This is a genomic window from Enterobacter cloacae complex sp.6700776, from assembly GCF_048284255.1.
Lineage (GTDB): Bacteria > Pseudomonadota > Gammaproteobacteria > Enterobacterales > Enterobacteriaceae > Enterobacter > Enterobacter intestinihominis.
The window spans coordinates 56431-80465 of sequence record NZ_JBLVYK010000005.1; the positions used below are offsets into that span (position 1 = coordinate 56431).

At 55.2% G+C, this 24035-nt stretch carries 22 protein-coding genes and 1 tRNA gene; 9 read left to right on the plus strand and 14 right to left on the minus strand.

What is annotated here, in order from left to right:
• Positions 1-3: 3 nt before the first annotated feature.
• The 7 genes from ACNQ0T_RS10025 to ACNQ0T_RS10055 form a co-directional block, all read right to left on the minus strand.
• Positions 4-1239, minus strand: coding sequence for an MFS transporter (locus ACNQ0T_RS10025; protein WP_192970243.1), 1236 nt, complete (start codon positions 1237-1239; stop codon positions 4-6).
• A gap of 316 nt (positions 1240-1555) precedes the next feature.
• Positions 1556-2941, minus strand: a complete 1386-nt coding sequence (pheP, locus tag ACNQ0T_RS10030) for a phenylalanine transporter (protein ID WP_023305623.1) — start codon at positions 2939-2941, stop codon at positions 1556-1558.
• A 102-nt stretch (positions 2942-3043) separates the two neighbouring features.
• A complete protein-coding gene (locus tag ACNQ0T_RS10035; protein WP_063147962.1) occupies positions 3044-5017 on the minus strand; it encodes a PhoX family protein in 1974 nt (657 codons plus the stop codon).
• A 127-nt stretch (positions 5018-5144) separates the two neighbouring features.
• Positions 5145-7328: a TonB-dependent receptor gene (locus ACNQ0T_RS10040; protein WP_302215550.1), complete on the minus strand. Its 2184-nt coding sequence runs from the start codon at positions 7326-7328 to the stop codon at positions 5145-5147.
• A gap of 199 nt (positions 7329-7527) precedes the next feature.
• Entirely contained in the window at positions 7528-7803 is a 276-nt protein-coding gene (yahO, locus tag ACNQ0T_RS10045) for a DUF1471 family periplasmic protein YahO (RefSeq protein ID WP_022647318.1), read from the minus strand.
• A 149-nt stretch (positions 7804-7952) separates the two neighbouring features.
• Positions 7953-8672 carry a lipopolysaccharide core heptose(II) kinase RfaY gene (locus ACNQ0T_RS10050; protein WP_063150395.1) on the minus strand — a complete coding sequence of 240 codons (720 nt, stop codon included), beginning with the start codon at positions 8670-8672 and terminating at the stop codon, positions 7953-7955.
• Between the two features lie 10 nt (positions 8673-8682).
• A complete protein-coding gene (locus ACNQ0T_RS10055) occupies positions 8683-9111 on the minus strand; it encodes a glycine zipper 2TM domain-containing protein (RefSeq protein ID WP_023299496.1) in 429 nt (142 codons plus the stop codon).
• Between the two features lie 308 nt (positions 9112-9419).
• Between ACNQ0T_RS10055 and ACNQ0T_RS10060 the strand changes: the two genes are divergently transcribed.
• Positions 9420-9710, plus strand: a complete 291-nt coding sequence (locus ACNQ0T_RS10060) for a hypothetical protein (protein ID WP_022647314.1) — start codon at positions 9420-9422, stop codon at positions 9708-9710.
• 129 nt (positions 9711-9839) lie between these two features.
• Here ACNQ0T_RS10060 and ACNQ0T_RS10065 read toward each other — a convergent pair.
• Positions 9840-9916: transfer RNA gene (locus ACNQ0T_RS10065), tRNA-Arg, on the minus strand.
• Between the two features lie 303 nt (positions 9917-10219).
• Between ACNQ0T_RS10065 and ACNQ0T_RS10070 the strand changes: the two genes are divergently transcribed.
• From ACNQ0T_RS10070 to fimZ, 3 genes are all read left to right on the plus strand, one after another.
• Positions 10220-10882 carry an EAL domain-containing protein gene (locus ACNQ0T_RS10070; RefSeq protein ID WP_032670951.1) on the plus strand — a complete coding sequence of 221 codons (663 nt, stop codon included), beginning with the start codon at positions 10220-10222 and terminating at the stop codon, positions 10880-10882.
• Positions 10883-10906: 24 nt separating this feature from the next.
• Positions 10907-11623: a response regulator transcription factor gene (locus tag ACNQ0T_RS10075; RefSeq protein WP_022647312.1), complete on the plus strand. Its 717-nt coding sequence runs from the start codon at positions 10907-10909 to the stop codon at positions 11621-11623.
• Positions 11624-12429: 806 nt separating this feature from the next.
• Positions 12430-13062 carry a fimbria biosynthesis transcriptional regulator FimZ gene (gene fimZ, locus ACNQ0T_RS10080; RefSeq protein WP_022647311.1) on the plus strand — a complete coding sequence of 211 codons (633 nt, stop codon included), beginning with the start codon at positions 12430-12432 and terminating at the stop codon, positions 13060-13062.
• 50 nt (positions 13063-13112) lie between these two features.
• Here fimZ and sfmF read toward each other — a convergent pair whose 3' ends face one another.
• The 6 genes from sfmF to fimA all read right to left on the minus strand — a co-directional run bounded on the left by sfmF (position 13113) and on the right by fimA (position 19119).
• Positions 13113-13634 carry a fimbria assembly protein gene (sfmF, locus tag ACNQ0T_RS10085; protein ID WP_063152371.1) on the minus strand — a complete coding sequence of 174 codons (522 nt, stop codon included), beginning with the start codon at positions 13632-13634 and terminating at the stop codon, positions 13113-13115.
• Between the two features lie 9 nt (positions 13635-13643).
• Entirely contained in the window at positions 13644-14651 is a 1008-nt protein-coding gene (fimH, locus tag ACNQ0T_RS10090; protein ID WP_022647309.1) for a type 1 fimbria D-mannose specific adhesin FimH, read from the minus strand.
• Positions 14644-17202 carry a fimbrial biogenesis usher protein gene (locus ACNQ0T_RS10095; RefSeq protein ID WP_038415566.1) on the minus strand — a complete coding sequence of 853 codons (2559 nt, stop codon included), beginning with the start codon at positions 17200-17202 and terminating at the stop codon, positions 14644-14646. Before ACNQ0T_RS10095 ends, fimH begins: the two co-directional genes overlap by 8 nt.
• Before the next feature lie 14 nt (positions 17203-17216).
• Positions 17217-17909 (minus strand): type 1 fimbria chaperone FimC, encoded by a 693-nt coding sequence (gene fimC / locus ACNQ0T_RS10100; protein ID WP_417929997.1) that lies wholly within the window; start codon positions 17907-17909, stop codon positions 17217-17219.
• Between the two features lie 34 nt (positions 17910-17943).
• Complete coding sequence (gene fimI, locus ACNQ0T_RS10105; RefSeq protein ID WP_003858910.1) at positions 17944-18486, minus strand: type 1 fimbrial protein subunit FimI; 543 nt, start codon at positions 18484-18486, stop codon at positions 17944-17946.
• A gap of 69 nt (positions 18487-18555) precedes the next feature.
• A complete protein-coding gene (fimA, locus tag ACNQ0T_RS10110; protein WP_003858911.1) occupies positions 18556-19119 on the minus strand; it encodes a type 1 fimbrial major subunit FimA in 564 nt (187 codons plus the stop codon).
• A 310-nt stretch (positions 19120-19429) separates the two neighbouring features.
• Between fimA and folD the strand changes: the two genes are divergently transcribed.
• The 5 genes from folD to ACNQ0T_RS10135 all read left to right on the plus strand — a co-directional run bounded on the left by folD (position 19430) and on the right by ACNQ0T_RS10135 (position 23990).
• The gene (gene folD, locus ACNQ0T_RS10115; protein ID WP_008499332.1) at positions 19430-20296 is read left to right on the plus strand and encodes a bifunctional methylenetetrahydrofolate dehydrogenase/methenyltetrahydrofolate cyclohydrolase FolD; all 867 of its coding nucleotides are present in this window, start codon (positions 19430-19432) and stop codon (positions 20294-20296) included.
• Positions 20297-20298: 2 nt separating this feature from the next.
• Entirely contained in the window at positions 20299-20511 is a 213-nt protein-coding gene (gene ybcJ / locus ACNQ0T_RS10120) for a ribosome-associated protein YbcJ (RefSeq protein WP_022647303.1), read from the plus strand.
• A gap of 281 nt (positions 20512-20792) precedes the next feature.
• Positions 20793-22292: a PTS transporter subunit EIIC gene (locus tag ACNQ0T_RS10125; RefSeq protein WP_003858916.1), complete on the plus strand. Its 1500-nt coding sequence runs from the start codon at positions 20793-20795 to the stop codon at positions 22290-22292.
• Positions 22293-22375: 83 nt separating this feature from the next.
• Positions 22376-23392 (plus strand): Mal regulon transcriptional regulator MalI, encoded by a 1017-nt coding sequence (gene malI / locus ACNQ0T_RS10130; RefSeq protein ID WP_023299483.1) that lies wholly within the window; start codon positions 22376-22378, stop codon positions 23390-23392.
• Positions 23393-23465: 73 nt separating this feature from the next.
• Positions 23466-23990, plus strand: coding sequence for a metal-dependent hydrolase (locus ACNQ0T_RS10135; RefSeq protein WP_417929999.1), 525 nt, complete (start codon positions 23466-23468; stop codon positions 23988-23990).
• Positions 23991-24035 lie beyond the last annotated feature (45 nt).

Below are 24035 nucleotides of genomic sequence, written 5' to 3' on the forward strand. Positions count from 1 at the left end.
ACATTACGCCTTGTCATCGTCATACTTAAACGTGAGAAGGAAAATCAGCGCGATCGCCGCGGCAGCCACCGCCGGGATCCACCAGAATGTAACCCACGCCTGCGGCACGGTCTGCCCTGCCACCAGGCGGTTGTAAAGCGCCCCTGAAATCTGCGAGCCGAGCAGCATGCCGATGCCGTAGGTAAACATCACGATCATGCTCTGCGCCTGGCCTTTGACCTTTTCTCCCGCCACGCGGTCGGTGTAGATAAAGCCGACGACAAAGAAGAAATCGTAGCAGACGCCGTGCAGCAGAATGCCCAGATACAGCAGAATGCGCCCCTCCTCGCTGACGCCCAGCGCGAACATGGCATAACGCACGAACCACGCCAGCATGCCGATCAGCAGCATATATTTCACGCCCAGGCGGCGGAACAGCAGCGGAATAACCAGCATGAAGACGATCTCAGACATCTGCCCGAAGGACATGGCGGTGCTGACGTCGGCAATGCCGGCATCCGCCAGATACGAGGCGGTGTAGGCGTAATAGGTGCCGAGCGGGACGGAGATCAGCATTGCGCAGACGGAGAAGATGAAGAAGTGGCGGGTTTTGAGCAGCGCGAAGGCGTCCGCGCAGAAGAGATCGCGCACCTTCACAGGCAGGCCTTTCGCCGGTGCAGGCGTGTGCGGCAGCGTCAGGCTATAGAGCGCCAGCAGCACGGAGCTGACCGCCGCCACCTGGAAGATGGTCACGCTGGACGCCACGCCGGTGACGCCAATAAAAATGCCCGCCACGATCCAGCCGATGGTGCCAAACACACGCACCACTGGGAAAGTTTTATCCACGTTTGCCAGGCTGTGGAACGCGATGTTGTTGGTGAGCGCCAGCGTTGGCATGTAGCAGAGCGTGTAGCCAAACAGCAGGCCAATCAGCAGCGCGCCGTTCTCAGCAATCAGCGCCCCCGGCACGAACCAGAGGATCGCCGCGCCCGCGAGGTGCATCACCGCCATCACCTTCTGTGAAGCGAAGAAGCGGTCCACCAGCATCCCGAGCACGAACGGCGAAAGAATGGAGGCGATGGGCCCGGCTGAGAACGCATCGCCAATCAGCAGAGACATGTTGTGCCGGGTCATCACCAGGCCAAGCGTGACCGACCAGCTACCCCAGATAAAAAATTGCAGAAACATCATCAGCGACAGACGCGGCACCAGCAGCCGGTGCTGCGTTATCGCCTTTTCACTACTCTCAGTTGACACCATGATAAGCCTCACCCGGAAAAAGTAATCGATTACAAATTAGTTCAAATGAAAAGTAATCGATTACAAAACAAAGATCCTGTGGATCGAAACAGAATTGGGAGAGGGGTCACGATAATGGTGTAGCGGAGGTGCCGGGTGGCGGCTTCGCCTTACCCGGCCTACTAAATAACGTCCCCGAACATGTAGGCCCGGTAAGCGCAGCGCCACCGGGCGTGAAGGCGGGTAGTGTGGTGCGGTCTGGTGCCCTCACCCCGGCCCTCTCCCACAGGGAGAGGGGGCAAACACTAAAAACGGCAACCTGGTTGCCGTTTTGCTTTTACCTTCGAGAGAGTTTAAAGGCAACAAACAGGAACACCACCCACACCGGCAGCAGCATCGCTGACAGGCGCATCTCATCCATGGTGCACATCAGCACCAGAATCAGGCCGAGGAAGGCGATACAGATGTAGTTCCCCGCCGGATAGAGCAGCGCCTTGAACTGCGTCTCGCGCCCCTTGCGGCGCATCGCGGCGCGAAAGCGCAGGTGCGCCAGGCAGATCATGATCCAGTTCAGCAGCAGCGTGGCGACAACCAGCGCCATCAGCAGGCCAAACGCCTCTTTCGGCAGCAGATAGTTGATCAGCACCACCAGCGAGGTGATAGCGCCCGAAAGGAACAACGAATTGATCGGCACGCCGCGACGGCTGACGCGGGTAAGGAACTTCGGCGCGTTGCCCTGTACGGAGAGGCCAAACAGCATGCGGCTGTTGGAGTAAACCCCGCTGTTGTACACCGACAAAGACGCCACCAGAATGACGAAGTTCAGCGCGGAAGCCACCACGTTGCTGTTCAGGTCATGGAAGATCATCACGAACGGGCTGCTGTCAGATTTTACTTCCACCCACGGATAGAGCGCCAGCAGCACCACCAGCGAGCCGATATAGAACAGCAGGATACGGTACACAACCTGGTTGACCGCTTTCGGAATGCTTTTGTGCGGATCGCGCGCTTCAGCAGCGGTGATGCCAATCAGCTCCAGACCGCCAAAGGAGAACATAATGACCGCCAGCGAGAGGATCAGCCCTTTCCAGCCAGTCGCCAGGAAGCCGCCGTGCTGCCACAGGTTGTCGATCGATGCACGCTCGCCGCCGTGGCCGGAGAACAGCAGCCACAGGCCAAAGCCGATCATGCCGATAATCGCCAGCACCTTGATCAACGCAAACCAGAACTCGGTCTCGCCATACAGGCGCACGTTCACAAGGTTAACGGCGTTAATAATGATGAAGAAGGCCGCCGCCCAGATCCACGTCGGGACATCCGGCAGCCAGTACTGCATATAGATGCCTGCGGCGGTCAGCTCCGCCATCCCGACCAGCACGAACATCACCCAGTAGTTCCAGCCGGAGAGGAAGCCTGCGAACGGACCCCAGTATTTATAGGCAAAATGCGCGAAGGAGCCGGACACCGGCTCTTCAACAACCATCTCGCCGAGCTGGCGCATGATCAGGAAGGCGATAATCCCCGCGAGAGCGTAACCCAGCAGAACCGCCGGGCCAGCCATTTGAATGGCGGGGCCGATGCCGAGAAACAGCCCGGTACCGATCGCGCCGCCAAGGGCAATTAACTGAATATGTCGATTTTGCAAACCACGTTGCAGCGTCGGACTCTGATCCGACGAAGCTTCAGCGCTACCATGGCCTGAAGCGGATGACGCGTCTTTCACGCCCTACCCCTGTCTCTTTTTTAGAAGGGGCACGTTTTAACACTTCATGCTGGTGGTAGCAAGCTTAACGCCGGGCCAGCGCATGCGCCCGGCGGATAAACGTCACGACCCGATGATCCCGCCGTCTGCTTTGACGATCACCACCGTTGACGATCGCGGACGCCCGTTCGGGCTCGCGTCTGGCCAGCTGGAAACAGCGCGAGGGTTGGCCGGGTCGGTAATATCATCCCCGCCCTCCCCCGGATGCTGAATGTTGATAAACAGCGTCCGGTTGTCTGGCGTAAACGCAATGCCGGTGATTTCGCACCCGCGCGGCCCGGTCAGGAATCGGCGATACTCGTTGGTGCCTGGAATGGTAGCCACCATCTGGTTATTGCCCATCCCCTCGTACGCTTTCTTATTGATGGTGCTGGAGGAGACATCGGTCTGGATCCACAGGACGCCCTGATGGTCAAACGACAGGCCGTCCGGGCTGCCAAATTCCGCGCCCTGCATCGAGCCTTTGGCCTTCGGATCGTCGCCGTCGGTGCGCCCGGCCATGACCAGAATATCCCACTTAAAGCGTGAGGCGGCAGGATCGGCCCCCTCTTCGAGCCAGTGCATAATATGCCCGTACACGTTGTTGGCGCGCGGGTTAGCGGCGTCGACCGGTGCCTTGCCCTCTTTACCGCGATCGCTGTTGTTGGTGAGCGTACAGTAGACGCTGCCGCTGGCGTGCGGATCGACGGCTATCCACTCGGGGCGATCCATCTTCGTTGCCCCCACCACGTCGGCCGCCAGACGGGTTTTAATCAGCAGATCGCCCTGGCTTGCAAAACCGTTGCTTTTATCCAGGCCATTTTGCCCGAAGACAAGCGGCAGCCAGTCGCCGCTGCCGTTTTCGTTGAACCTGGCGACGTACAGCGTGCCGGACGTCAGCAGCTGCATATTGGCTTCGCGGTTCGCGGGATCGTATTTTTTATCCGAAACAAATTTATAGATGTACTCAAACTTTTGGTCGTCACCCATATAAACCACCACGCGATTATCGGCGGCGAGCGTGACGGCTGCCCCCTCATGCTTGAAGCGGCCCAGCGCGGTGTGCTTGCGCGGGGTGGAGGTCGGGTTGTAGGGATCGATTTCCACGACCCAGCCGAAACGGTTGGGTTCGTTAGGGGTTTTATCGACGCTGAACCGCTCATCCACCTCGTTCCAGCGGTACGATTCATCGCTGTCGCTAATGCCGTAGCGTTTTTCCAGCGGGTTGAGATCGGCTTTTTTCACAAATATGTCCGACCAGTTCTCCTCGCAGGTGAGATAGGTCCCCCACGGCGTGTGGCCGTTGGCGCAGTTCTGCATGGTGCCCAGAACGCGTTCCCCCTGCGGATCGGCGGCGGTTTTCATTAAGTCCTGATGCCGCGCCGGGCCGGTAAGCTGCATCGGCGTATTGACGGTAATACGGCGGGCGAACGAAGACGGACGCACCACCTCCCAGCCGTTGCCCGTTTTTTTCACTTCCACCACCGACACGCCCATCGCGTTCTGCCCCTTGCGGGCTTTGTCGAGGCTCCAGTTCGCCGTACCGTCCGTAAACAGCATTCCGTTGTCGATGTATTCATGGTTCAGCGCCAGCAGGCCATGCTCCGGGCTTTGCCCCCCCTGCGGCAGGCTAAACCACGCCATGCCGTCGTGGTGCATGCCCGCCTGCACGGCCTGTTCGTCTGTGGTATTGCTGGCGTCCGGTTTAAACGCCGGCATGTTGTTTTTGATGCCTGTCGGATCGCCCCAGCGATAGAACGGGCGGGCAATATAACCTTCCGGCACCCTGACCGTATCTTCCGTGGAGACGTCGATGCTGGTAAAGCCCAGGGAAACCGCTTTTGCCAGCGCGGACGGTTTTGAGACCGCGGCAATCGCATTCTCGGGTGTGATCAGATACGGGAATGATACGGCGGCCCCCGCTACGGCCCCCATCTGGAGAAAACGGCGGCGGGAGAGGAACACCTCTGCCACCTCGGAGAATACCGGGTTAGCGCTGCGGTTACTGATATCGTCGCGATGTTCTTTTTTAAATACGGATTTGAGGGGTCTGCCCATAGCGGCTTCCTGTCATTGGCCAAGAGGTAAGGATGTGGCGACCAGTGTAAGAAGCTTTTATTACAATTTTATAACACAACAACGAAGGGATTGGGGCGTCCCTGCCCCGGATAACGAGGTGGAACGCTTAGAACTCGTAGCCAACCGAGACCTTAAAGGTACGCGGCTCGCCCTGAGTGATGTAAGTACCGGAATCATCCACGCTTGACCAGTAGTTCTCGTTGGTCACGTTGTCGATGCCTGCTCGCACGGTCATCTGGTTTTCATTGTGGTTCACCGCGAAGCGATAGCGCATACCCAGATCCAGCGTGGTGTAGCTGTCCAGCTTTTTGGTGTTCGCAAGATCGGCATACTGCGTGCCGGAGTGGTTAACGCGCGCGGTCGCCGTCAGGCCCTCAATCGGCTTGATATCGTATTCTGCGCCCAGCACGGCGTAGAAGTTCGGAATACCGATCGCGTCGTTCCCCTGGTTCACGCCGTTTTTAGTTTTGGTCAGCTCGGCCTGAAGCCAGGTGGCGCTGGCGTTCAGACGCATCCCAAGCATTGGCTCGCCGAAAACGTTCAGCTCCACGCCACGGTTACGCTGTTCAGCGTCCAGGCCGTAGTGGCCGCTGTCGTCGAGGATGGCCGACGGCATTTTGATCTCAAACAGTGCCAGGGAGCCGCCCACGCGGCCAAAGTCCGCCTTTACACCCACTTCGTTCTGCTTAGAGTGCACGATACCGGTGCTCTGGCCGTAGTTGTTTGCTGAGCGAGGCGCAGTTTCACCGGGCTGTAACGCCTCGGTGTGGTTGGCGTAGAGGGAAATTTCCTCCCACGGCTTATAGACCACGCCGTAGGTTGGCATCCAGCGGCTACCGTCAAAACCGTCCGCGTCGTTTTCCGCACCGGTAATTTTGTTGTACCCGCGAATCACCACTTTCTGATGGCGTGCGCCTGCGGTAAACAGCAGTTTGTCGTCCAGCACGCCCAGGGTATCGCTCAACAGCCAGCCCTGCGTGCGGGTGCGCCCACTGGTCAGCGGATCGCTGTATTTGCCGCCTGAGCCGCTGAAGTTGCTGCTGTCCGGCATAGCAACGCCAGTGTTGTGGTAGATGTTGGTGGTCGGGTTATCCGCCGCGGCAGACATTTTCCACGCGATTTTTTCGTTTTTGGTCATCGCCGAATACCCGACATTCACCTTGTGCGAGACGAAGCCGGTCATGAAGTTACCGCGAATGCCCGCCATGCCGCTGACGGAATCGCTGATGCGGTTGGTATCAAGGCGGCTGACCGTCGCATTACCGCTTTTATCCATCAGCTTCGGGGCGCTGTAGATCCCCTCTTCGTGCGCGTGCTGTGCGCCGAGGCCGGTATAGGCCGTCCAGCTATCGGTGATGTCGTACTCGCTGCGCCACATGCCGAATTCGTTTTCGATATCGCTGTAGGCCCACTTCTGCGAGAAGTTGCGATCGTTCTTCGGTGGTTCAGGCACGAAGTCCACCGCCGAGATGTTGACGCTGGTCGGGCTGCCGTGGAAGGTTTTTTTCTGATAGCCCAGGTCCAGCGAGGTGCGGAAACGGTCACCTTTGTAATCCAGACCGGTGGAGAGCAGCGTGGTGCGGCGGCGGTCGTTCGGCACGCCGGTTTCGCCTTCACGATGCACAAGGTTCACCCGCGCGCCGAACTGGTCGTTATCGCCAAAGCGACGCCCCGCATCCAGCGTGGTGCCAATCTGGGAATCCGAGGTGTAGTCGACGCCCACTTTCGCCTGCGGGATGTCGCCCGCGTGTTTTGGCTCAAGGTTGATCATCCCGCCCACGCCCGAGCTGGCCGCGCCGTTCATCAGGGAGTTGGCCCCTTTGAAGATCTCGATGCGGTCAACCATCTGGGCATCCACCACCTGACGCGGCAGTACGCCGGACAATCCGCCAAAGGTCATATCGTCGCCGTCAAACTTCAGGCCGCGGATACGGAAGGTTTCCGCGCTGTTGCCGTACCCCTGAACGAACTGCACGCCCGCGTCGTTAGCGACCACGTCAGCAATGGTTTTCGCCTGCTGATCTTCCACCAGCTTCGAGGTGTAGCTAATGATGTTGAACGGCACGTCCATGGCGTTCTGCTGCCCGAGCATCCCCATACGTCCGCCGTTAGCCACCTGGCCGTCGAGGAAGGCCGGAAGCAGCTGGTCACCGCCGGGTTTGAAATCACTCCCCGCCGTGGACTGGACCACGATGGTGTCCTCTTTTTTCTCTTCCGCCGCAAAGGCGGAGTGTGTAACCGCGCCGATGGCAATCGCCAGCAGCGTTTTGTGCATTGTGGTGTTGTTCATAATGAGCTCTTAACGTGCGCGCAAAAATGGCCCGTTGTCGGGCCTTAGTATTTATCAAATGAAATGCAAATGAGAACTATACGCATTATATATACGTAATCAAGCGTCAACGAGGAGCACTGCGCGAGAAGAGGCTAAAAACGATGTGGGGGAGAAGTATGGCGCACAACCACCCCAGAAAGGGGTGGTTGCTAAAGCGTTATTTTTTCTTGTAAATATCGGCGGTGCCGTGAATTTTGTTGTTTGTATTACCGGAAGTCAGCACCAGCACATCAGCACCTTCTTTATCGGCCTTTTCGACCAGCTCTTTTTTCGCATCGTCGACAGAGACTTCGTTAGCCGTGCTCACGGTACCGATTTTTTCGTACTGAGACTCAACTTTTTCGAATTCGTTTTTTGTCATCATTTCAGCCGCAAAGGCGTTGGTGGTAAACAGAAACGCGGTGCCCAACAAAATAGCAGTCGTTTTTTTCATAAACTTTTTCCTTAAGATTAATGAGCAACTACGAAAAGCCCCCACGCGAAACGGTGAGGTGTAATGAGCATGGTAGAGGATTGGCGAAAATGCCATATACCAGGGAAAATTCTTTTATAACAGGCTGTTGTCCTGCATGAATAAAGGGTTTAAGCGGTATTTGAACGCGCCAGATACTTCCTCTGGACGATTTTATGGTGTCGTCTGATTTTTTTTGCGATCAGGCGTTTTTCCCAACGCCGGTGGGATTCAATGGGAATACCAATGCGCAGGCTGGCCGTCACGTTGTCTTCAACAATCCTTTTCGCGTTACAACGCTTCCCGGACAGATCGATGATCCTTATTCCTTTTTCACTCAGGATGAAGTTCCCGCCGTGCGCATCCCCGGAAATGATTTTCAGATTGTGCATTTTCTGCATACTGTGTCGGATTTCACGCTTTATGTCCGGCGTGATCGTGGGAAGAACGCGTAACTCCGGACCGGGGACATACTCAAACAACATGAGCGAGATTTTTGCGAATCTGAAAATCCGGCGTTCAGCCAGGAGATAAAAATCATTCGGGAAGGTATGACCTTGCCTGCCAGCATAGTCGATCCGCTCAATCAAATTTTCGTTGGGGTTGGGCGTAAAAAACGATTTGAAAAATTTTTCTATCCTTTTTTTCCTGGGGGAGTAAATCTTTAATACAAACTGTCCGTAGGGGGTATTCAGTAAAGAGACGTGGGTATGCGGAAGGCTTTTAAATACCATCTGAACGCTGAGTCGTTTTACATTACAGGACAATATATCGCCCAGTATTTCCAGGTATCGTGTATCGTTATTTTTATAACAGACGTGAAAACCACGGTATTTCATTTTTGTAATCATAATAATGTGCTTAGTATGATTTTTCCACGGTGGTATTAGAACCCGTTGTGATGATACGAACTTTGTCGCCAGGGTTAAATGTCAAACCATTATTGTGCTGCACCACCTGAATAGTCTGCCCGGATTGAGTCTTGATAAGTAACTGCACTTCCTGTGCTGCCAATTCGTAAGACTGCCGGTTATGAGAAGCCGCCGCCCCGGCTGTTGCACCGGCCACCGTCATGGCGGTTTTCCCTTTGCCGTTACCGAACTGGTGACCCACTACGCCACCAATCGTGCCCGCGGTTAGGGTACGCAGCGGATGATACCCTTCTCGGGTATGCGTAATAATTTGGCTCTGCAGAACCGTGCCATCCTCCACCAGCGATCGGATGCCAGCGTAACTCGCCGGACTGGTGATAGCCAGAAAGCTCAACGCGATGAGTAAATATTTTTTCATTTTAAGCCTTTATTATTCATTGAAGGTGACACTATTCTGCCCGGCGAAAAATCATCTCCTTTAGCTAAATATGCTTTACCAGGCAAATAATTTATTTTTACACAAAACGACCATAAATTTAAAAATAAACAATTTAAAACTGGAAAGGTATATTGACTTCAATTATCAATAACGTGTTTTCCAGATACATTGTCAGAGTATTTGATTCAGACGAAGCAATATCCATTGCACAATTCTCAATAAGTACCAATCATCGTTATTAAAATAATGGTCCCTGTCCATACAGGGAAAACATCAGGAGTTATATTATGAAAAAAGTCATTCTCGCTCTGGCTTTCACTGCGGCATCATTTTCTGCATTTGCAAATCATCCGGTAGCCCGTGCGACTGCCGTCGCCTCCGCCGATCATCCTGTTGCCGTTGCGGCGGCCACCGGTGAAGGTAACCATCCTGTCGCCCGCACCACGGCGGTGGTATCTGCCGATCACCCTGTCGCCGTCGCAGCCGCAACAGACGGTAGTTATCATCCCGTCGCCCGCGCGACCGTGGTCGCTAACGCTGACCATCCGGTCGCCGCCGCGGCCGTTACAGGGCACTAATGGCGCTCTCCCCCGGCAAGTAAGTTGGGGGAAAAGTCAATGTGTCGTATGACCCTGGAAGGCCAGTTATAAAAGGTAATGAAAACACGATTCAGGCTGGTCAGGAACGGCTGAGTGCCGGAGGGTTAATGGCACGCCCTGTAGGATTCGAACCTACGACCTACGGCTTAGAAGGCCGTTGCTCTATCCAACTGAGCTAAGGGCGCACGGAGAAGAGTGTACTTCGCGGTGGTGAAACGCCTGGAATTATACGGTCAATGCGTAGTGAGTCAATGCCTTTTCCACCTTCTCTGCCGTTAATGACTAGCTGATTGTAAATACGGCTGTTTTTTCAACATTTATCCCTCTTTTACGGGCTGCGAAAAGGCTTAGCCGCTTTTAAGTAACGCCTGCTTTTTTCCTGTTTACTTCCCCTTCACACTGTCCTGCGGTATCCCGGCCGCCTGGAGGCTGGAAATGAACAGGACGACGGAGTGACAGCGCCAGACCAGACAGGTTTCCCCTCGTGCGTGCAGCACATCTCACACGACATTACAGGCATCAAGCTTGAACCCATTGTCGCCCTCTCCTCTTCGCGCACGGTAGGGGCTGAAGTGCTCAGCGTGCTGTCACCGCATCAGCAAAGCGAAGGCTTTTTTCACGACTGGTCCGCTGCTCGGGCGCTTATGCTGCTGGAAGCACAGATCGCTGCGTTAAAAAAACCCTTTCCCTGCGACAACCTTTTCATAAATTTGCCGATAACCGTTCTGACCATACCGGAAATGTTCCAGCGTTTACTGCAACTTAACAGCCCACCGCTGAACATTGAACTCGTGGAGCCTGCTTCCTTCTTTTCTCTCTCAGACCCGGCACGTCTGAGGGTGAGTTGTGCGCTTCAGCAGTTGACGGCGCAAGGACATCGGATCTGGTTGGATGACATTGATGAAGCGTCAGGGCGCGCGTTTTTATCCTGCCGCATGCCGTTAAGCGGAATAAAAATCGATAAGATCGCTTTCTGGCGTTTACGTGCAACGCCAGCGCTGGCAAACCTGGTCACGCTTTGTTCAAAAATTGCTGAAAATGTACTCATAGAAGGCATTGAAACAGAAACGGACCGTAAGTTTGCGCTTCAGGCTGGCGCGCGCTTCGGTCAGGGATATTATTGGCCATCCTGGAGATGGCAGGAGGACTGAACGGTCATCGCCAAGAGGGAAGCTATGCGAATGACAGTACGCCGTTACCGGCGTCGTCGGACAGGAAGTGATTCACCGGGTTCAACGCACTCGCCTTTTGCTCTCCCATTTTTTGATCGTCTCGAATATTTGAGCCAGTCAATCAACCAGACCCGCAAAACCGATGCTCCCTTTATCGTTCTGGTCACACAGGATAACTTTTTCCGTTCCGGTTTTCTGAGCGGGCACTCTCCCCTGAGCAATTGCTGTGACTATTCCACCCTGGAAGCCGCCCTCAGCGATCTGAATCAGTGGCCTTCATCACGTCTGGTGGTAGATGTAGAAAGCCGCGCCTCGCCGCTTATTGACCTGCTGGACCGATTACGACGCCACAGCCTGTTCGCCCCCTACCTGACACCCTACCTGCTCATTCGCGCCGATGATTACGATACACGCCTGTTTTGCAAAGCGGCTGGCCCTTTTCATGTGCTTGAACGGCAACTTACGCCGCGGGCTTTGCAACAAACCTTGCTGGAAGCGCCGTCACCCGCCGGCCACCGGAAAGAGTGGTTTTCACGTGATGAATGGCCGATCCTGCAGGCGCTGTCGCAGGGTAGCACCCTGCGACAGATTGCTCAGTTACAGAACCGCCCCTATAGCCGCATTATTTACCGTCTCAGCTGCATCCTGGCGAAACTTGGGCTGAATCATCGTCATGAGTTGCTACATCTTCTCAACAACCTTTCAGATTTCACGTATTAACGTATTCAGTAACCCCTTAATTCCTAAAGACCTTTAAGAATATACTTAGGACATATGTTAATTTTTTGTGTTTTTTAACAAAACTTTCGATTTTATAACTATTCCTAATTCTTCAACTTAAACCATGCGAAATGCTGCCTGTACGCTAAACGAGAGTCGTTTTATCCATGCGTTAAGTTTCTGACGTTTCCGTTAACAGGATGATAATGGTGTAAAAACAAGCGATTTATCTGTAAATAAAAGCGATGAGAGGTGAAGAAAACAGCAGATAGTGCTGTTTTGACGAAGGGATCATCCTCCTGGCCTGAGGTGTTAGAAATGAGGCGATGACGCGCTAAAGAGCGGACATCAGAGGTAGCGGACAGGCGGAAAACACTTTGTCACGACCTGCGTATTGTTAACATTTGATCAACATACAGTAAGATCGTTTATTTTTTGTTATTACATAAAGATGAAACTGTGTGGTAAATGCAATATCAGGACATTTTTGCTAATTTTAAAAAGTTAGCGATTCAGATACAGAAGATAATAATCATCAATATATGGACATTAATTTACAGGCTTTTCGGACAATACTTAAACGGTATAATAAGACGTGTTTGACACGCGAATAAGAAAAATCATTTTGCCATAACAGCCTTATGAGATAACTGCGCTCAGGCATTGATATCACCACTACGTAAACAAGGATGCTTTCGCTCTTCCCAGGGATCTACCGTACAAGGATCTGCGTAATTATCCTTCCGGCTTTTCGAGAGTTTTAACAAAACTCAGCATAACGCTTTTAACAATCTGAGGCATAAAAAATGAAACCGGCATCCGTTATCATTATGGACGAACACCCTATCGTCAGAATGTCGATAGAAGTCCTGCTACAGAAAAATAAAAACATCCAGGTCAAACTGAAGTCAGGCGACAGCCATGAAGTGCTTGACTGTATACGCAACCACCCCATCGACCTGGTCATTCTCGATATCGAAATGACAGGCACGGACGGCTTCGTATTATTGAAAAGAATCAGAAACTTAAATAAAGATATTAAGATTCTCTTCCTCTCTTCGAAATCTGAAGCCTTCTACGCAGGGCGCGCCATCCGCGCCGGGGCAAATGGTTTTGTCAGTAAGCGGAAAGATCTGGGGGAAATTTATAACGCGGTGGAAATGATACTGACGGGCTATTCTTTTTTCCCGTCAGAAACATTGAGTTTTATAAACCATATAGGCTCCCGGACAGGCGCCGCTGTGGATATGCCATTATCGAATCGTGAAGTGACGGTTCTGCGATATCTGGCGAACGGATTATCTAATAAGGAGATTGCGGATCAATTATTACTTAGCAACAAAACAATTAGCGCTCATAAGTCTAATATCTTTTCCAAGCTGGGCGTACAAAGTATCGTTGAATTAATTGATTACGCGAAAGCGCACGAATTACTGTAATCCTTCCCTCTCCCTGCAACATATAACCGTTACAGGGAGAGGGGATACGATTAATTATAATTAATCATGAAAGTTGCATCGGCATCAGCCCGGCCCGGCTGCGGGTTATCCGCCGTGGCGATATAATTGGCATAAAACGACAGTTCGGCATTTCCCTGCGCATCCACCGACACCGTCTGGCTGGCCTGCTGCAACGCGAGGCGCGTTTTATCCCGGTCGAGGATCTCCACGGCCACGTTACTGGCCGCGCTGGCATCATTCAGCGCCAGCAGGCTGTTATCATGCCCGTCCATCTTCCCCGTAAATGTGATCGAAGCCGCCCCCGGCGGGCATCCGGTCAGCTTCAGGGTGAACGGTACAGGCTGCGTCCGGCTTCCCGTTGTGCGGAGCTGTTTCGTGGGCCAGGTGCCGAGCGTGACGGTTTTATTGCTGTCGTCCCCCTCCGCCACGCAGGTAAAATCCACGATATTGCCATAGAGCTGAATGTTAATTTCCCCAAGCGCCGTCTCTGCGTGCGCAGGGGAGCAAAGCGCAAAGAGCGCGACGGCTAAATACTGCATTCCGTTTCGCATACCTGCTCCTTAGTCATAGTCGACGCGTAAATAGCCGCGAGAGGTAAAACGCCCCTCGGCAGGTTTTTTACCGGTCACGCTGACGGGCCACGCGCGGATCCCCACCTGTGCCTGTGCGCTATCGTCCAGACGGAACGGGATTTTGCTGGTCAGGTTGTTCGGCGTCAGCGGCACACCATTACTGTTGGCAATCACAAAACCCACATCCGCGTTATCAGAGACCAGCGTACTGCCTGAAACCTTCTCCGCTTCAACACGCATTGTGAGCATGGCGTTCGCCTCGACGTTGGTGCATTTTATGCCGATGGTTTTGCTTTGCGCTGAGATCCCTTCCGGCTTATTTCCGATGCCCGCTTTACTGAACAGAGAGGCGCCGATGTCTCCGAAATCGAACTCCACCACATTTCCGGCATTAATCTCACAGCTCTGAGGCACCTGAATGGTCCCGCTGTAACTGATGGTATAAACCGGCGTGGTGAGCGGATCCGTGGAGGTCGTGGTGACGTAAACCCGGAACATGATTGCCCGGGGGATCACCACCATATTGATAAAGCGTCGGGTCACCTTAAGCCGAAAGACGAGGCTGGAATCCTGTACTCCAAACGGTTTGTTTTTAGACACGTTCGGATGGCTCCCCATCTGAATGTACTTTCTGGGTGGATAGAACGTGCCAGCGTAGCTGTCGGTGATTTTCATCGCCCCGTCCAGATAGTCGTTTAGCTTCAGATACTGGTAGCCATCGCTGGTGCCTGTGACCGGGAATTCGGTCACATAGCTACGCTTGGTGGTGTTCCCGGACGTTCCCTTAGGGCAGACGGCGTTGACGCCCACCCACTGGGACTTCTCGCTGAGTGTAACAATCTGCCCCACCTGGTTATTGGAGCTGTTGAATTTATCCGTCAGGTCGTAATACACCTCCGTCGGCACGCCATTTTCATTGACGCAGACGGTGGCGAACGCCTCAGATAGCGGCAAAAATGCCAGAAGGGATAGCCCCAGATAATGGATTTTATTCACAGCGGATCCCCTTAAGTGTGATCGCCTGTTGCAGGCTCTGTTCTGGCAGGCTGTAGGGCGCACGACACTGGGACTGCTTCCCGTCTCCCCACTGAATCAGCAGTTCCCCGCTCAGCGGCAGCCCGCTCAGGTAAATCTGACCGTCATCTCCCACCATGCTGGTTACGCCGCTCTGCGTCTCACGCACCACCGCCCCAAACGGCACAGGCTGGTTATCACGCTTCACGGTGAGCAACGCACGCACGCCGATGCGGGTGTCAAAACTGGCGCGCACCAGCGCACCGTTCGTCGGCACGACGCTGGAAACGTTATTTTCAATGTCGGTGTTGTTGCTCATGGTGTTAGTGTCGAGCGCCACGCGGTTGTAACGGTACACCGTGGCGTACGGCATCACCGCATAGCCACGCCAGTCTGTTTTGACGCCGGTCTGGTTTTCGACGCTCACGCCTGACGCGCCCGGCGCTTTGATCAAGACGTTGGTATCGCCCAGCGGCTGACTGAATGTGATGCCGTCTGAATGCCCTACCACGCCGCCGGAGAGCTGCCAGTTGAGGTCGTGCTGATCCCGCGTGTAGTTGTAGCCCACACCCAGCGTACCGTACGTTGCCTGCCAGTTGGCGCTGGCGCTGCCGCTGGCACCGTTATTGCTGGTGTGACCCTGCGTGACGCTGTAGTTCAGGTTACGATCCTGGAGCAGCGTTCCGCTGATCCCGGTCTGCCAGCTGGTATCACCGTCGCTGTTGCGGCTGGCTGAGGCCGTGGCATAGGCCCGGTCGATCGCGTTATCGCGACGGTAGCCGTGACGGGTGAACAGGCTGAACGGGACGGAGACGTTAAACGAGGCGATCCGGTCAGTTCCTTCAATGCCGACGGCCTTGTTCCATGACCAGGATAAGGCGTAGCTGACCCCTTTCACCCCGCCGGCGTAGCCGAGTTGATACCAGACGTTGGACTCGCTGGTACCCCAGTAACTCTGCTGGCTGCCAGAGACGTACACCGAGCCGTAATCGCCAAGAGACTGGGAGATATTGAGCTGGAAACGTCCTTTTTTATTCAGCGTCAGGTTGTGATAGCTCTGCACGTCCGGCACGCCGTCATCGTCCTGATCGTCGCCATACTGGTAGCCTTCCATTGTGCGCCAGGCCACATCGTCGAGGGTGTAGAAGCCTTTGGTCGAGTAGCGATAGCCCAGCAGCTGGAAGTTGGTGCCGAATCCGTTAAGGGATTTTGCGTACAGGAACCGCAGAGACTGCCCTTCATGGCGGCTGTCATCGGCAAGCTGGCTGCGGGCATGGGTGAGGTCAAGTGACACCGCCCCCCAGTCACCGAGGTTTTTTCCCGCGCCAATGGCGATGGCGGTATAGCGCGAGGCCAGTTGCGTTCCGCCGTACAGCGTGTAGCCGTCGGCAAGACCCGCAATCATCGTACCCTGAGTAAAGAACGGCGTGTCCTGCTCGCTGTTGCCGCTGCGATAGTCCCCTGCCACCAGATCGTATTTCCAGCGTCCTTCACGCTGAAGCAACGGAACGGTGGAATACGGGACGGTGTAGCGCTGCTGGCTGCCGTCCTTCTCTTCCACCGTCACCTCCAGGTCACCGCTTGAGGAGGTCGGGTTAAGGTCAGTTATCGCAAAAGCCCCCGGCTGCACATAGCTCTGGTAAATCACGTATCCGTTCTGGCGGATAACCACTTTGGCAGGGGTGCGGGCGATTCCGCGTACGGTAGGCGCGTAGCCTTGCAGGCTGTCCGGATACATGCTGTCGGACGAATAGAGCCGACCACCGCGAAAACCGACGCTGTCGAAGACATCGTTACCGGTGTTGCTGTCGCCGAGCACCAGCTCGCTTTTTAGCGGAATGACCGTACGCTGCGCCCAGGTGCCAATATTTTGCCAGCTGCTGTGCCGCTGGCCGTTGCTTTCGGTATAACGCCACGCGCCGTTATTGCGTAATCGCCAGGCGCCATAGTTCAACCCGCTTTGCAGGTTCAGATAGTAGCTGTCGTCGTCGCTGCCCCGGTTGCCGGTGAAGCTGTAGTTCAGCAGCGCGGCGGGGATGCCTTCATCCCACTGTTCAGGCGGAATATACCCGCGGGCGCTGTTTTGCATCGCCACCTGAGGCAGACTGACGTTAAGGCGCAACGAGGCGAAGTTGAATGCCGTTTCGCTGCCCGGAATAGCCGTGGTGAGCGGAACGCAGGTCTCGCCCTGCACGTTGCTCAGTTCCGGGAAGGCGGCGATATTGACGCCAAAGCGATCGAGCATCGCGCGCGTAATGCACGGCGACAAACCGCCCGCGACCGGCGGCGTGTTGTCGGCTTGCTCAAACCGCACGTCCTGGGTGCCGATAAACTCATCGTTACGCCAGATATCGACGCGATAGACGCCCGGTGCCTGCTGGTGGCCTTTCTCAAAACGCGACAAATCCGCTACGTTCGCCGCGTCATCGGAGAGAAACGCCGGGTTAAAGTAGCTTTCACCCCAGCCAGCGTGTGGCCAGAGCGTTGCCATCAGTGCCAGCGCAACCGGGCAGTAACGCCATTGAGTGTTCATCGCCCTGTCTCTGCTCACAGGCTGACGCTACGCGCCGGCGTAATGGCACCGTAGTCATTCACACTCTGCCAGGAGAGCGTGCCGCTCGCTGCGGCAGGCAGCACCTGCTGCGCCGAGCTTTTCGGAGCAACCATCAGGTTCTCCAGCGTCTGACCGCCGAGCTTCAGATTGACCAGCGTGACGTAATACGGCGAGGCATTGCTCACCTGAAGATGGTTGCCGACGCGCTCAAAACGCAGCTGTGAGAGCGCCTCTTCCGGCGGCATCGCCAGGTTAGCCGGGCGAACAAACAGCTTGATGCGTGACAGAATGGCCAGTTGCAGGACGTTGTTGCCGTCCTGATGTTTTTTGCTGACGGAGGGAATCGCTTTGACGTTCATGTAAAAGAGTGATTCGCGATCGGCAGGCAGCGCCGGGCCTGCGTAGATAATGCGCAGGGTGTTTTCGCTGGCCGGCTCGCTGACAAACAGCGGCGGCGTGACGGCAAAGGTTTTTTCCTTTTGCCCGTTGGCATTTTCTATCCACGCGTTAATTAAATAGCGCTCTTGTTTATTGCTGTTGGTGATCGCCAGCGACGTTTGTTTTGCATCGGCCGGATAAATAACGCGCGTCGCGCCCAGCGCAATTCCGCCGGACGCATTCGCGCTGGCAGAAACCATCATCAAAATAAAAGCTAAAAACAGTCCAGGTTTAATCAGGGTGTTCATCACAACCGTACCTTTAATAATTAGTTCGCAGGCGTCAGGGATAAATCAACGTAAACCAGACATTCGACTGAATAGTGCCTGGTACAAGGTGTTCGGAAATTGCCCGGTAGCGGGCGCTGAAATGAAATACCAGCTCGCGGGTGTTAATGGGTAACCAGCTCACCGCCGTCGCGTTCGGGATGATCTGACGTTGCTGTTCGTCAAAAAGCGCCAGCCCGACACCACTGCTGACCGCATTTTCCCCCGGCCGCGATGTCGCCAGGAAAACCTGCGGGTCTTCTGCCGGTGTCACTCCCTGGAACTGGATCCCCACGGTGCGGGAGACGTCCACGCTGCAATCCAGCAGACGTACGGTGAAAGGCACATTAACCGTGGAAAAGCTGCCGACGCCGGAAAAGGCGTTTGTGCGGTATTGCCCCATATCCACGCGCATATTCTGGCTGTCCGGGGCCACGGCGCAGCCGCCGTTAACCAACTCTCCCCTGAGGTGTACTTTGCCGCCGTCAATGACCACGGTATGTGCGTTTACCGCTGGGGCAATCGCAAGGGCGCACAGCAGTATCCCAGTCCTTGTCATCCTTCGCTCCCGGTATAGGCGATCAAAAGACCTCTTCCCTGAGGCCAGCCACATCCCTGTACTCAGGCATTACTCGTATTTCATTACGAATGTAGCGTCCGCGTTTGCCTGGCCCGGCTCGGTGGTCGCCGCCGTGGCTTTATAGCGCGCAGTGAAGTTCAGGGTGTTAGTCCCTTCAATCAGGTTCTGGGCCGCAGAGAAGGTTGCACCGTCCGGGGTCAGCGTGGAGGATTTGCTGTCGAGGATCTCAATGCCTACGCCCTTCGCGGAGTTGTCGTTGTTACCGGAGCTTACCGCCAGCAGCGTTTTGTCGGTGGCGTCGATTTGGCCGGTAAACGCGACAGCAGCGGTTTTCGCTACCGCAGGATCGCAGTCGTTCAGTTCGATGGTGAAGGGAATATTGGAGGTGGTGTCACCCACTTTAGTGAATTTCGCGGTACGGTACTGGCCGAGATTAACCGTCTGCTCTGAAGAGTCAGTATTCACTGAACACGCGGCATTCACTAATTCACCTTTAAAATGCACCGTACCACCGTTTACAGATACAGGTGCTACCGGATCTTCTGCGTGAGCGGCACCCGCGACCAGGGCCAGAGTTGCAATAACAGTAGAAGCAATGTTGCTGAGTTTCATGTCTATTCCTTTAAAATGTAAATAACCCTTCCCGCGCATATTCGGGAATAAGAAATACGTTCAATTAAAAAATTGAAGGCTTATTTCGGAGAGGACAAAGTAGCTCAGGAATCTATTTTGTAATATGTCAAAACGCTGCCATTTTGCCAGGTCACATCCTAATCGCCTCTAAGAAATTGACCATGCCCTGAGAAGGGGTTTTGCGGGCCATCGATGAAATCTCGTAAAGGGTGACTGACAGCGGCGCTCGCTTCTGACAAAATACAGGTAATCCCCCCTTTCTAACGTTACAGACGGAATCTTCTCTCTGATGGCAGCAAAGATTATTGACGGTAAAACGATTGCGCAGCAGGTGCGCTCTGAGGTTGCGGAAAAAGTGAAGGCGCGTAAAGCTGCCGGAAAACGCGCTCCAGGGCTGGCCGTAGTGCTGGTTGGCAGCAACCCGGCCTCGCAAATTTATGTCGGCAGCAAACGCAAAGCGTGTGAAGAGGTGGGGTTCGTCTCCCGCTCTTACGATCTGCCGGAAACCACCAGCGAAGCAGAACTGCTGGAACTGATTGACACCCTGAATGCCGATAAAGAGATCGACGGCATTCTGGTTCAGCTGCCGCTGCCTGCGGGCATCGACAACGTGAAGGTGCTGGAGCGTATCGCGCCGGACAAAGACGTTGACGGTTTCCATCCGTATAACGTGGGCCGTCTGTGCCAGCGCGCGCCGCGCCTGCGTCCGTGCACCCCGCGCGGCATCGTGACGCTGCTGGAACGTTATAACATCGACACCTATGGCCTGAACGCCGTGGTGATTGGCGCCTCCAACATCGTGGGCCGCCCGATGAGCATGGAGCTGCTGCTGGCGGGCTGCACCACCACCGTCACCCACCGCTTCACCAAAAACCTGCGTCATCACGTCGAAAACGCCGATCTGCTGATCGTTGCGGTCGGCAAGCCGGGCTTTATTCCGGGCGAGTGGATCAAAGAGGGCGCAATCGTCGTGGACGTGGGTATTAACCGTCTGGAAAACGGCAAAGTGGTTGGCGACGTGGTGTATGAAGATGCCGCAGCGCGCGCATCCTATATTACTCCGGTCCCGGGCGGCGTAGGCCCGATGACGGTAGCAACACTGATTCAGAATACCTTGCAGGCGTGCGAGGAGTATCACGACGTAGAGGACGCGTAATCATGGCAACTTTTTCTTTAGGTAAACATCCGCACGTTGAGCTGTGCGATCTGCTGAAGCTGGAAGGCTGGAGCGAAAGCGGCGCGCAGGCGAAAATCGTCATCGCCGACGGGCAGGTAAAAGTAGACGGCACGGTGGAAACCCGCAAGCGCTGCAAAATTGTCGCGGGCCAGACCGTGAGCTTTGCAGGTCAGAGCGTGACCGTGACGGCCTGAGCTGTCTGATGCCCGGTGGCGCTGCGCTTACCGGGCCTACGTACTGTCTCCGTTTGTAGGCCGGGTAAGGCGAAGCCGCCACCCGGCAATTTCTCTCACAATCCCCTCACACCCATCACGGTTAATTATCGATCAACTTCAAATAATCACTATTCCCTCTGGCGAAACGTGAAAATTATGTTGCGCGATTTTCAGACTTTCCCCACGATAAGTAGAACGTTCTACTAAAACGTTCTACTTACAATAACAGCGCGAAAAAGCGCTACTCGGGGGAAATCAGCATGAGTCTGATATCAGGGTTTGTTAAATCGCTGTCTAAGTTATCGATGATTGGTCGCGCCTTAATGCTGCCAATTTCACTGCTTCCCGCTGCGGGCCTGCTGCTGGCCTTCGGCGATAAGTTCCACCTGCCGCTGATGATGAACGCCGGCGGGGTTATCTTTGATAACCTGCCGATGCTGTTCGCCATCGGCTCTGCCGTCGGTCTGGCTTCGGAATCCGGCATTGCGGCACTCTCTGCGGCGGTATCGGTGTTTGTCACCAACATAACCATCAGCACCGTGCTGAGCATTACGCCGGAAATGGCCTCCCAGGGCGGGAAATACGCCATGGTCGTCGGCATTCCGACGTTGCAGATGGGCGTCTTTGGCGGCCTGATCTGCGGTATTCTCGCGGCCTGGTGCTACAACCGCTTCCACACCATGCAGCTGCCGGAATTCCTCGGCTTCTTCTCCGGGAAGCGTTTTGTGGCGATTGCGACGGCATTTCTGTCGTTCCTGCTCGGCCTGCTGCTGCCGTACGTGTGGCAGCATATTCAGTCCGGGATCGACGCCCTGTCCGTGGTGGTGAACGGCGATAACCAGGCGGCCTCGACCTTTATCTTCGGGCTGGTGGAGCGCGCGTTGATCCCGCTCGGCCTGCACCACATCTGGTATCCCTCCTTCTGGTATTCGTTCGGGGATTACACTACCCAGGCGGGTCAGGTGATCCACGGCGACCAGACCATCTGGTTCAAGATGCTCGAAGAGGGGGTGAAATCCTTCAGCAGCGATACCTACCAGAACGCCGGGAAATTCATGCAGGGCGAGTTCCCGCTGATGCTGTTCGCGCTGCCTGCGGCGTGCCTTGCGATGTACCATGAAGCGCACACGAAGAATAAGAAAATTGCGGCCGGTATTCTCTTCTCCGCCGCCCTCACCTGCTTCCTGACGGGCATCACCGAGCCGGTAGAGTTCACCTTTATCTTCGTGGCGCCAATCCTTTACGTCTTCAACGCCATCATGGCGGGCCTGGCGTACATGACCATGTACCTGCTGCATGCGCACATCGCCAAGTCGTTCTCGGCGGGCTTTATCGACTACCTGTCGTTCGGGATCCTGCCGTCGTTTAACGGCTATCAGACCAACTTCCTGAGCGCCATTATCATCGGTATCCCTATGGCCCTGATTTACTACTTCACGTTCCGCTTCGTGATCCGCCGTTTCGACGTGAAAACGCCGGGCCGCACCGAAGTGACCGCCAGCGCGAATGACAAGTCCGATTCCGAACTTGCCACCGAAATCATCGGCCTGCTGGGCGGTGCGCAGAACATTGATTCCGTCGGCTCCTGCATCACGCGTCTGCGTCTGGAAGTGGCGAAGAGCGAAGCGGTGGACCGGGACGGGCTGAACGGGCTGGGCGCGCGCGGCGTGGTGTTTGTTGGCGACAACGGGATACAGGTGATTTTCGGGGCCAGAGCACAGTTTATCGCCCAGACCATGTCCACGATGATTGGCAAATAATAAGATGCCTGAAGGAGGCGTCTCCTGTACGCTGGGGTACGCCTCTTATCTGGCTGATAATCGGTAAATTTCAGGGAGCGGTTTTGAAGAAAGTCAGCATTATTGATGTTGCAAAGCATGCGGGCGTGTCGGTTTCTACCGTGTCGCTGGTGCTGCGCCAGAAAGGGAAAATCTCAGAGGCGACGATCGGGAAGGTCAATGCCGCCATCACAACGCTGGGCTATGTTCATAACGTCGCCGCTGCCAACCTTCGCGCCAACACCTCCAACTTAATCGGCCTGATCCTGCGGGACTTCAGCGACAGCTTTTCCATCAAAGTGATGGCGAGCATCGTTCAGGAGCTGGAGAAACAGGGTTATATGGTTTTTCTCGGTCAGCCGCTGAACGACGACGAACATCTTGAGCGTACCCTGCTCTCATTTAAGCAGCAGGGCGTGGCGGGCGTCATCTATCTGGCGTCGGACACCCGCGCCGCCTCTCTCCCGGAACACATTCGCCAATGCCCGCTGCCGCTTGTGGCGGTTTCGCAGTCGTTGCTGGAAGAGAAATGCAATCTGGTGATGCGCGATAACCGCCAGGCGGCGAACCTGGCCGCGCGTTATCTTATCGAGCGCGGGCACCGCACCATCGCCTACATTGGCGGGCGCGACGGGTGCCGTATTCGCGAGCAGCGCCTGCTCGGTTTTCGCAGCGCGATGACGCAGAACGGCCTGGTCTGGCGTGAGGAATATTCTCCCGCCTGCACCGATGATACGCAGGCGGCGGCCATGGCGACTCGCCAGCTGCTGGAGAAGAACAACACGATTACCGCCCTGCTCTGCCATTCGCCGGACGCGATGATCGGTTCGATCTCCGGCATTCACCAGGTGGGGCGCACGGTGGGCAAAGACGTGTTTTTAACCCAGCAGGTGGCGCTGATTGGTTTTGAAGATATGCTTCACGTAAACCTCACGTCGCCGTCACTGACTTACGTTTCGTCTGCCAGCGAAGAGACCGGCCGCCAGGCGGCAGGGCTGATGATCCGCAGGCTGAAGGAGCCGGATCTGCAAACGCAGCGTATTACCCTCTCCGGCCAGCTTATCGCGCGGGAATCGGCGTAAATTCAGAATTTAGCATGGGTCTTATAGCGCGTGATGACTGCTATATTTCCATGATTTGCCATGGATAAATGTAATGCCTACCGTTATCACCCACGCTGCCGTACCTCTGTGTCTGGGCTTAGGGCTCGGAACCAAAGTCATCCCACCCCGCCTGCTGTTTGCCGGGATCGTCCTCGCCATGCTGCCTGACGCTGACGTACTGGCGTTTAAATTCGGTGTCGCCTACGGGAATATTTTCGGCCACCGCGGTTTCACTCATTCGCTGCTGTTTGCCTTGGTAGTGCCCATACTTTGCGTGCTGGCTGGGCGTCGATGGTTCCGGGCCAGCCTGTCGCGCTGCTGGCTGTTTTTAACCGTGTCGCTGCTGTCGCACAGCCTGCTGGATTCGATTACCACCGGCGGGAAAGGCGTCGGCTGGCTATGGCCCTGGTCAGATGAGCGCTTCTTTGCACCGTGGCAGGTGATTAAGGTCGTGCCGTTTGCACTGTCGCGCTATACCACGCCGTACGGGCATCAGGTGATTATCTCGGAACTGCTGTGGGTGTGGCTGCCGGGAATCGTGCTGATGGGAGTATTATGGTGGAAGAAGAGAAGGTAAAAAAAACCGGGTGGCGGCTACGCCTTACCCGGCCTACTTTCACCT

What these genes read in the sequence shown, in the direction of transcription:
- folD (WP_008499332.1), top strand. Translation starts at nt 19,430, where the DNA reads ATGGCAGCAAAGATTATTGACGGTAAAACGATTGCGCAGCAGGTGCGC.
- fimZ (WP_022647311.1), top strand. Translation starts at nt 12,430, where the DNA reads ATGAAACCGGCATCCGTTATCATTATGGACGAACACCCTATCGTCAGA.
- ACNQ0T_RS10075 (WP_022647312.1), top strand. Translation starts at nt 10,907, where the DNA reads ATGCGAATGACAGTACGCCGTTACCGGCGTCGTCGGACAGGAAGTGAT.
- ACNQ0T_RS10095 (WP_038415566.1), bottom strand. Translation starts at nt 17,202, where the DNA reads ATGAACACTCAATGGCGTTACTGCCCGGTTGCGCTGGCACTGATGGCA.
- yahO (WP_022647318.1), bottom strand. Translation starts at nt 7,803, where the DNA reads ATGAAAAAAACGACTGCTATTTTGTTGGGCACCGCGTTTCTGTTTACC.
- ACNQ0T_RS10040 (WP_302215550.1), bottom strand. Translation starts at nt 7,328, where the DNA reads ATGAACAACACCACAATGCACAAAACGCTGCTGGCGATTGCCATCGGC.
- ybcJ (WP_022647303.1), top strand. Translation starts at nt 20,299, where the DNA reads ATGGCAACTTTTTCTTTAGGTAAACATCCGCACGTTGAGCTGTGCGAT.
- ACNQ0T_RS10055 (WP_023299496.1), bottom strand. Translation starts at nt 9,111, where the DNA reads ATGAAAAAATATTTACTCATCGCGTTGAGCTTTCTGGCTATCACCAGT.
- fimA (WP_003858911.1), bottom strand. Translation starts at nt 19,119, where the DNA reads ATGAAACTCAGCAACATTGCTTCTACTGTTATTGCAACTCTGGCCCTG.
- ACNQ0T_RS10050 (WP_063150395.1), bottom strand. Translation starts at nt 8,672, where the DNA reads ATGATTACAAAAATGAAATACCGTGGTTTTCACGTCTGTTATAAAAAT.
- ACNQ0T_RS10060 (WP_022647314.1), top strand. Translation starts at nt 9,420, where the DNA reads ATGAAAAAAGTCATTCTCGCTCTGGCTTTCACTGCGGCATCATTTTCT.
- ACNQ0T_RS10125 (WP_003858916.1), top strand. Translation starts at nt 20,793, where the DNA reads ATGAGTCTGATATCAGGGTTTGTTAAATCGCTGTCTAAGTTATCGATG.
- ACNQ0T_RS10025 (WP_192970243.1), bottom strand. Translation starts at nt 1,239, where the DNA reads ATGGTGTCAACTGAGAGTAGTGAAAAGGCGATAACGCAGCACCGGCTG.
- ACNQ0T_RS10035 (WP_063147962.1), bottom strand. Translation starts at nt 5,017, where the DNA reads ATGGGCAGACCCCTCAAATCCGTATTTAAAAAAGAACATCGCGACGAT.
- sfmF (WP_063152371.1), bottom strand. Translation starts at nt 13,634, where the DNA reads ATGCGAAACGGAATGCAGTATTTAGCCGTCGCGCTCTTTGCGCTTTGC.
- fimC (WP_417929997.1), bottom strand. Translation starts at nt 17,909, where the DNA reads ATGAACACCCTGATTAAACCTGGACTGTTTTTAGCTTTTATTTTGATG.
- fimI (WP_003858910.1), bottom strand. Translation starts at nt 18,486, where the DNA reads ATGACAAGGACTGGGATACTGCTGTGCGCCCTTGCGATTGCCCCAGCG.
- ACNQ0T_RS10135 (WP_417929999.1), top strand. Translation starts at nt 23,466, where the DNA reads ATGCCTACCGTTATCACCCACGCTGCCGTACCTCTGTGTCTGGGCTTA.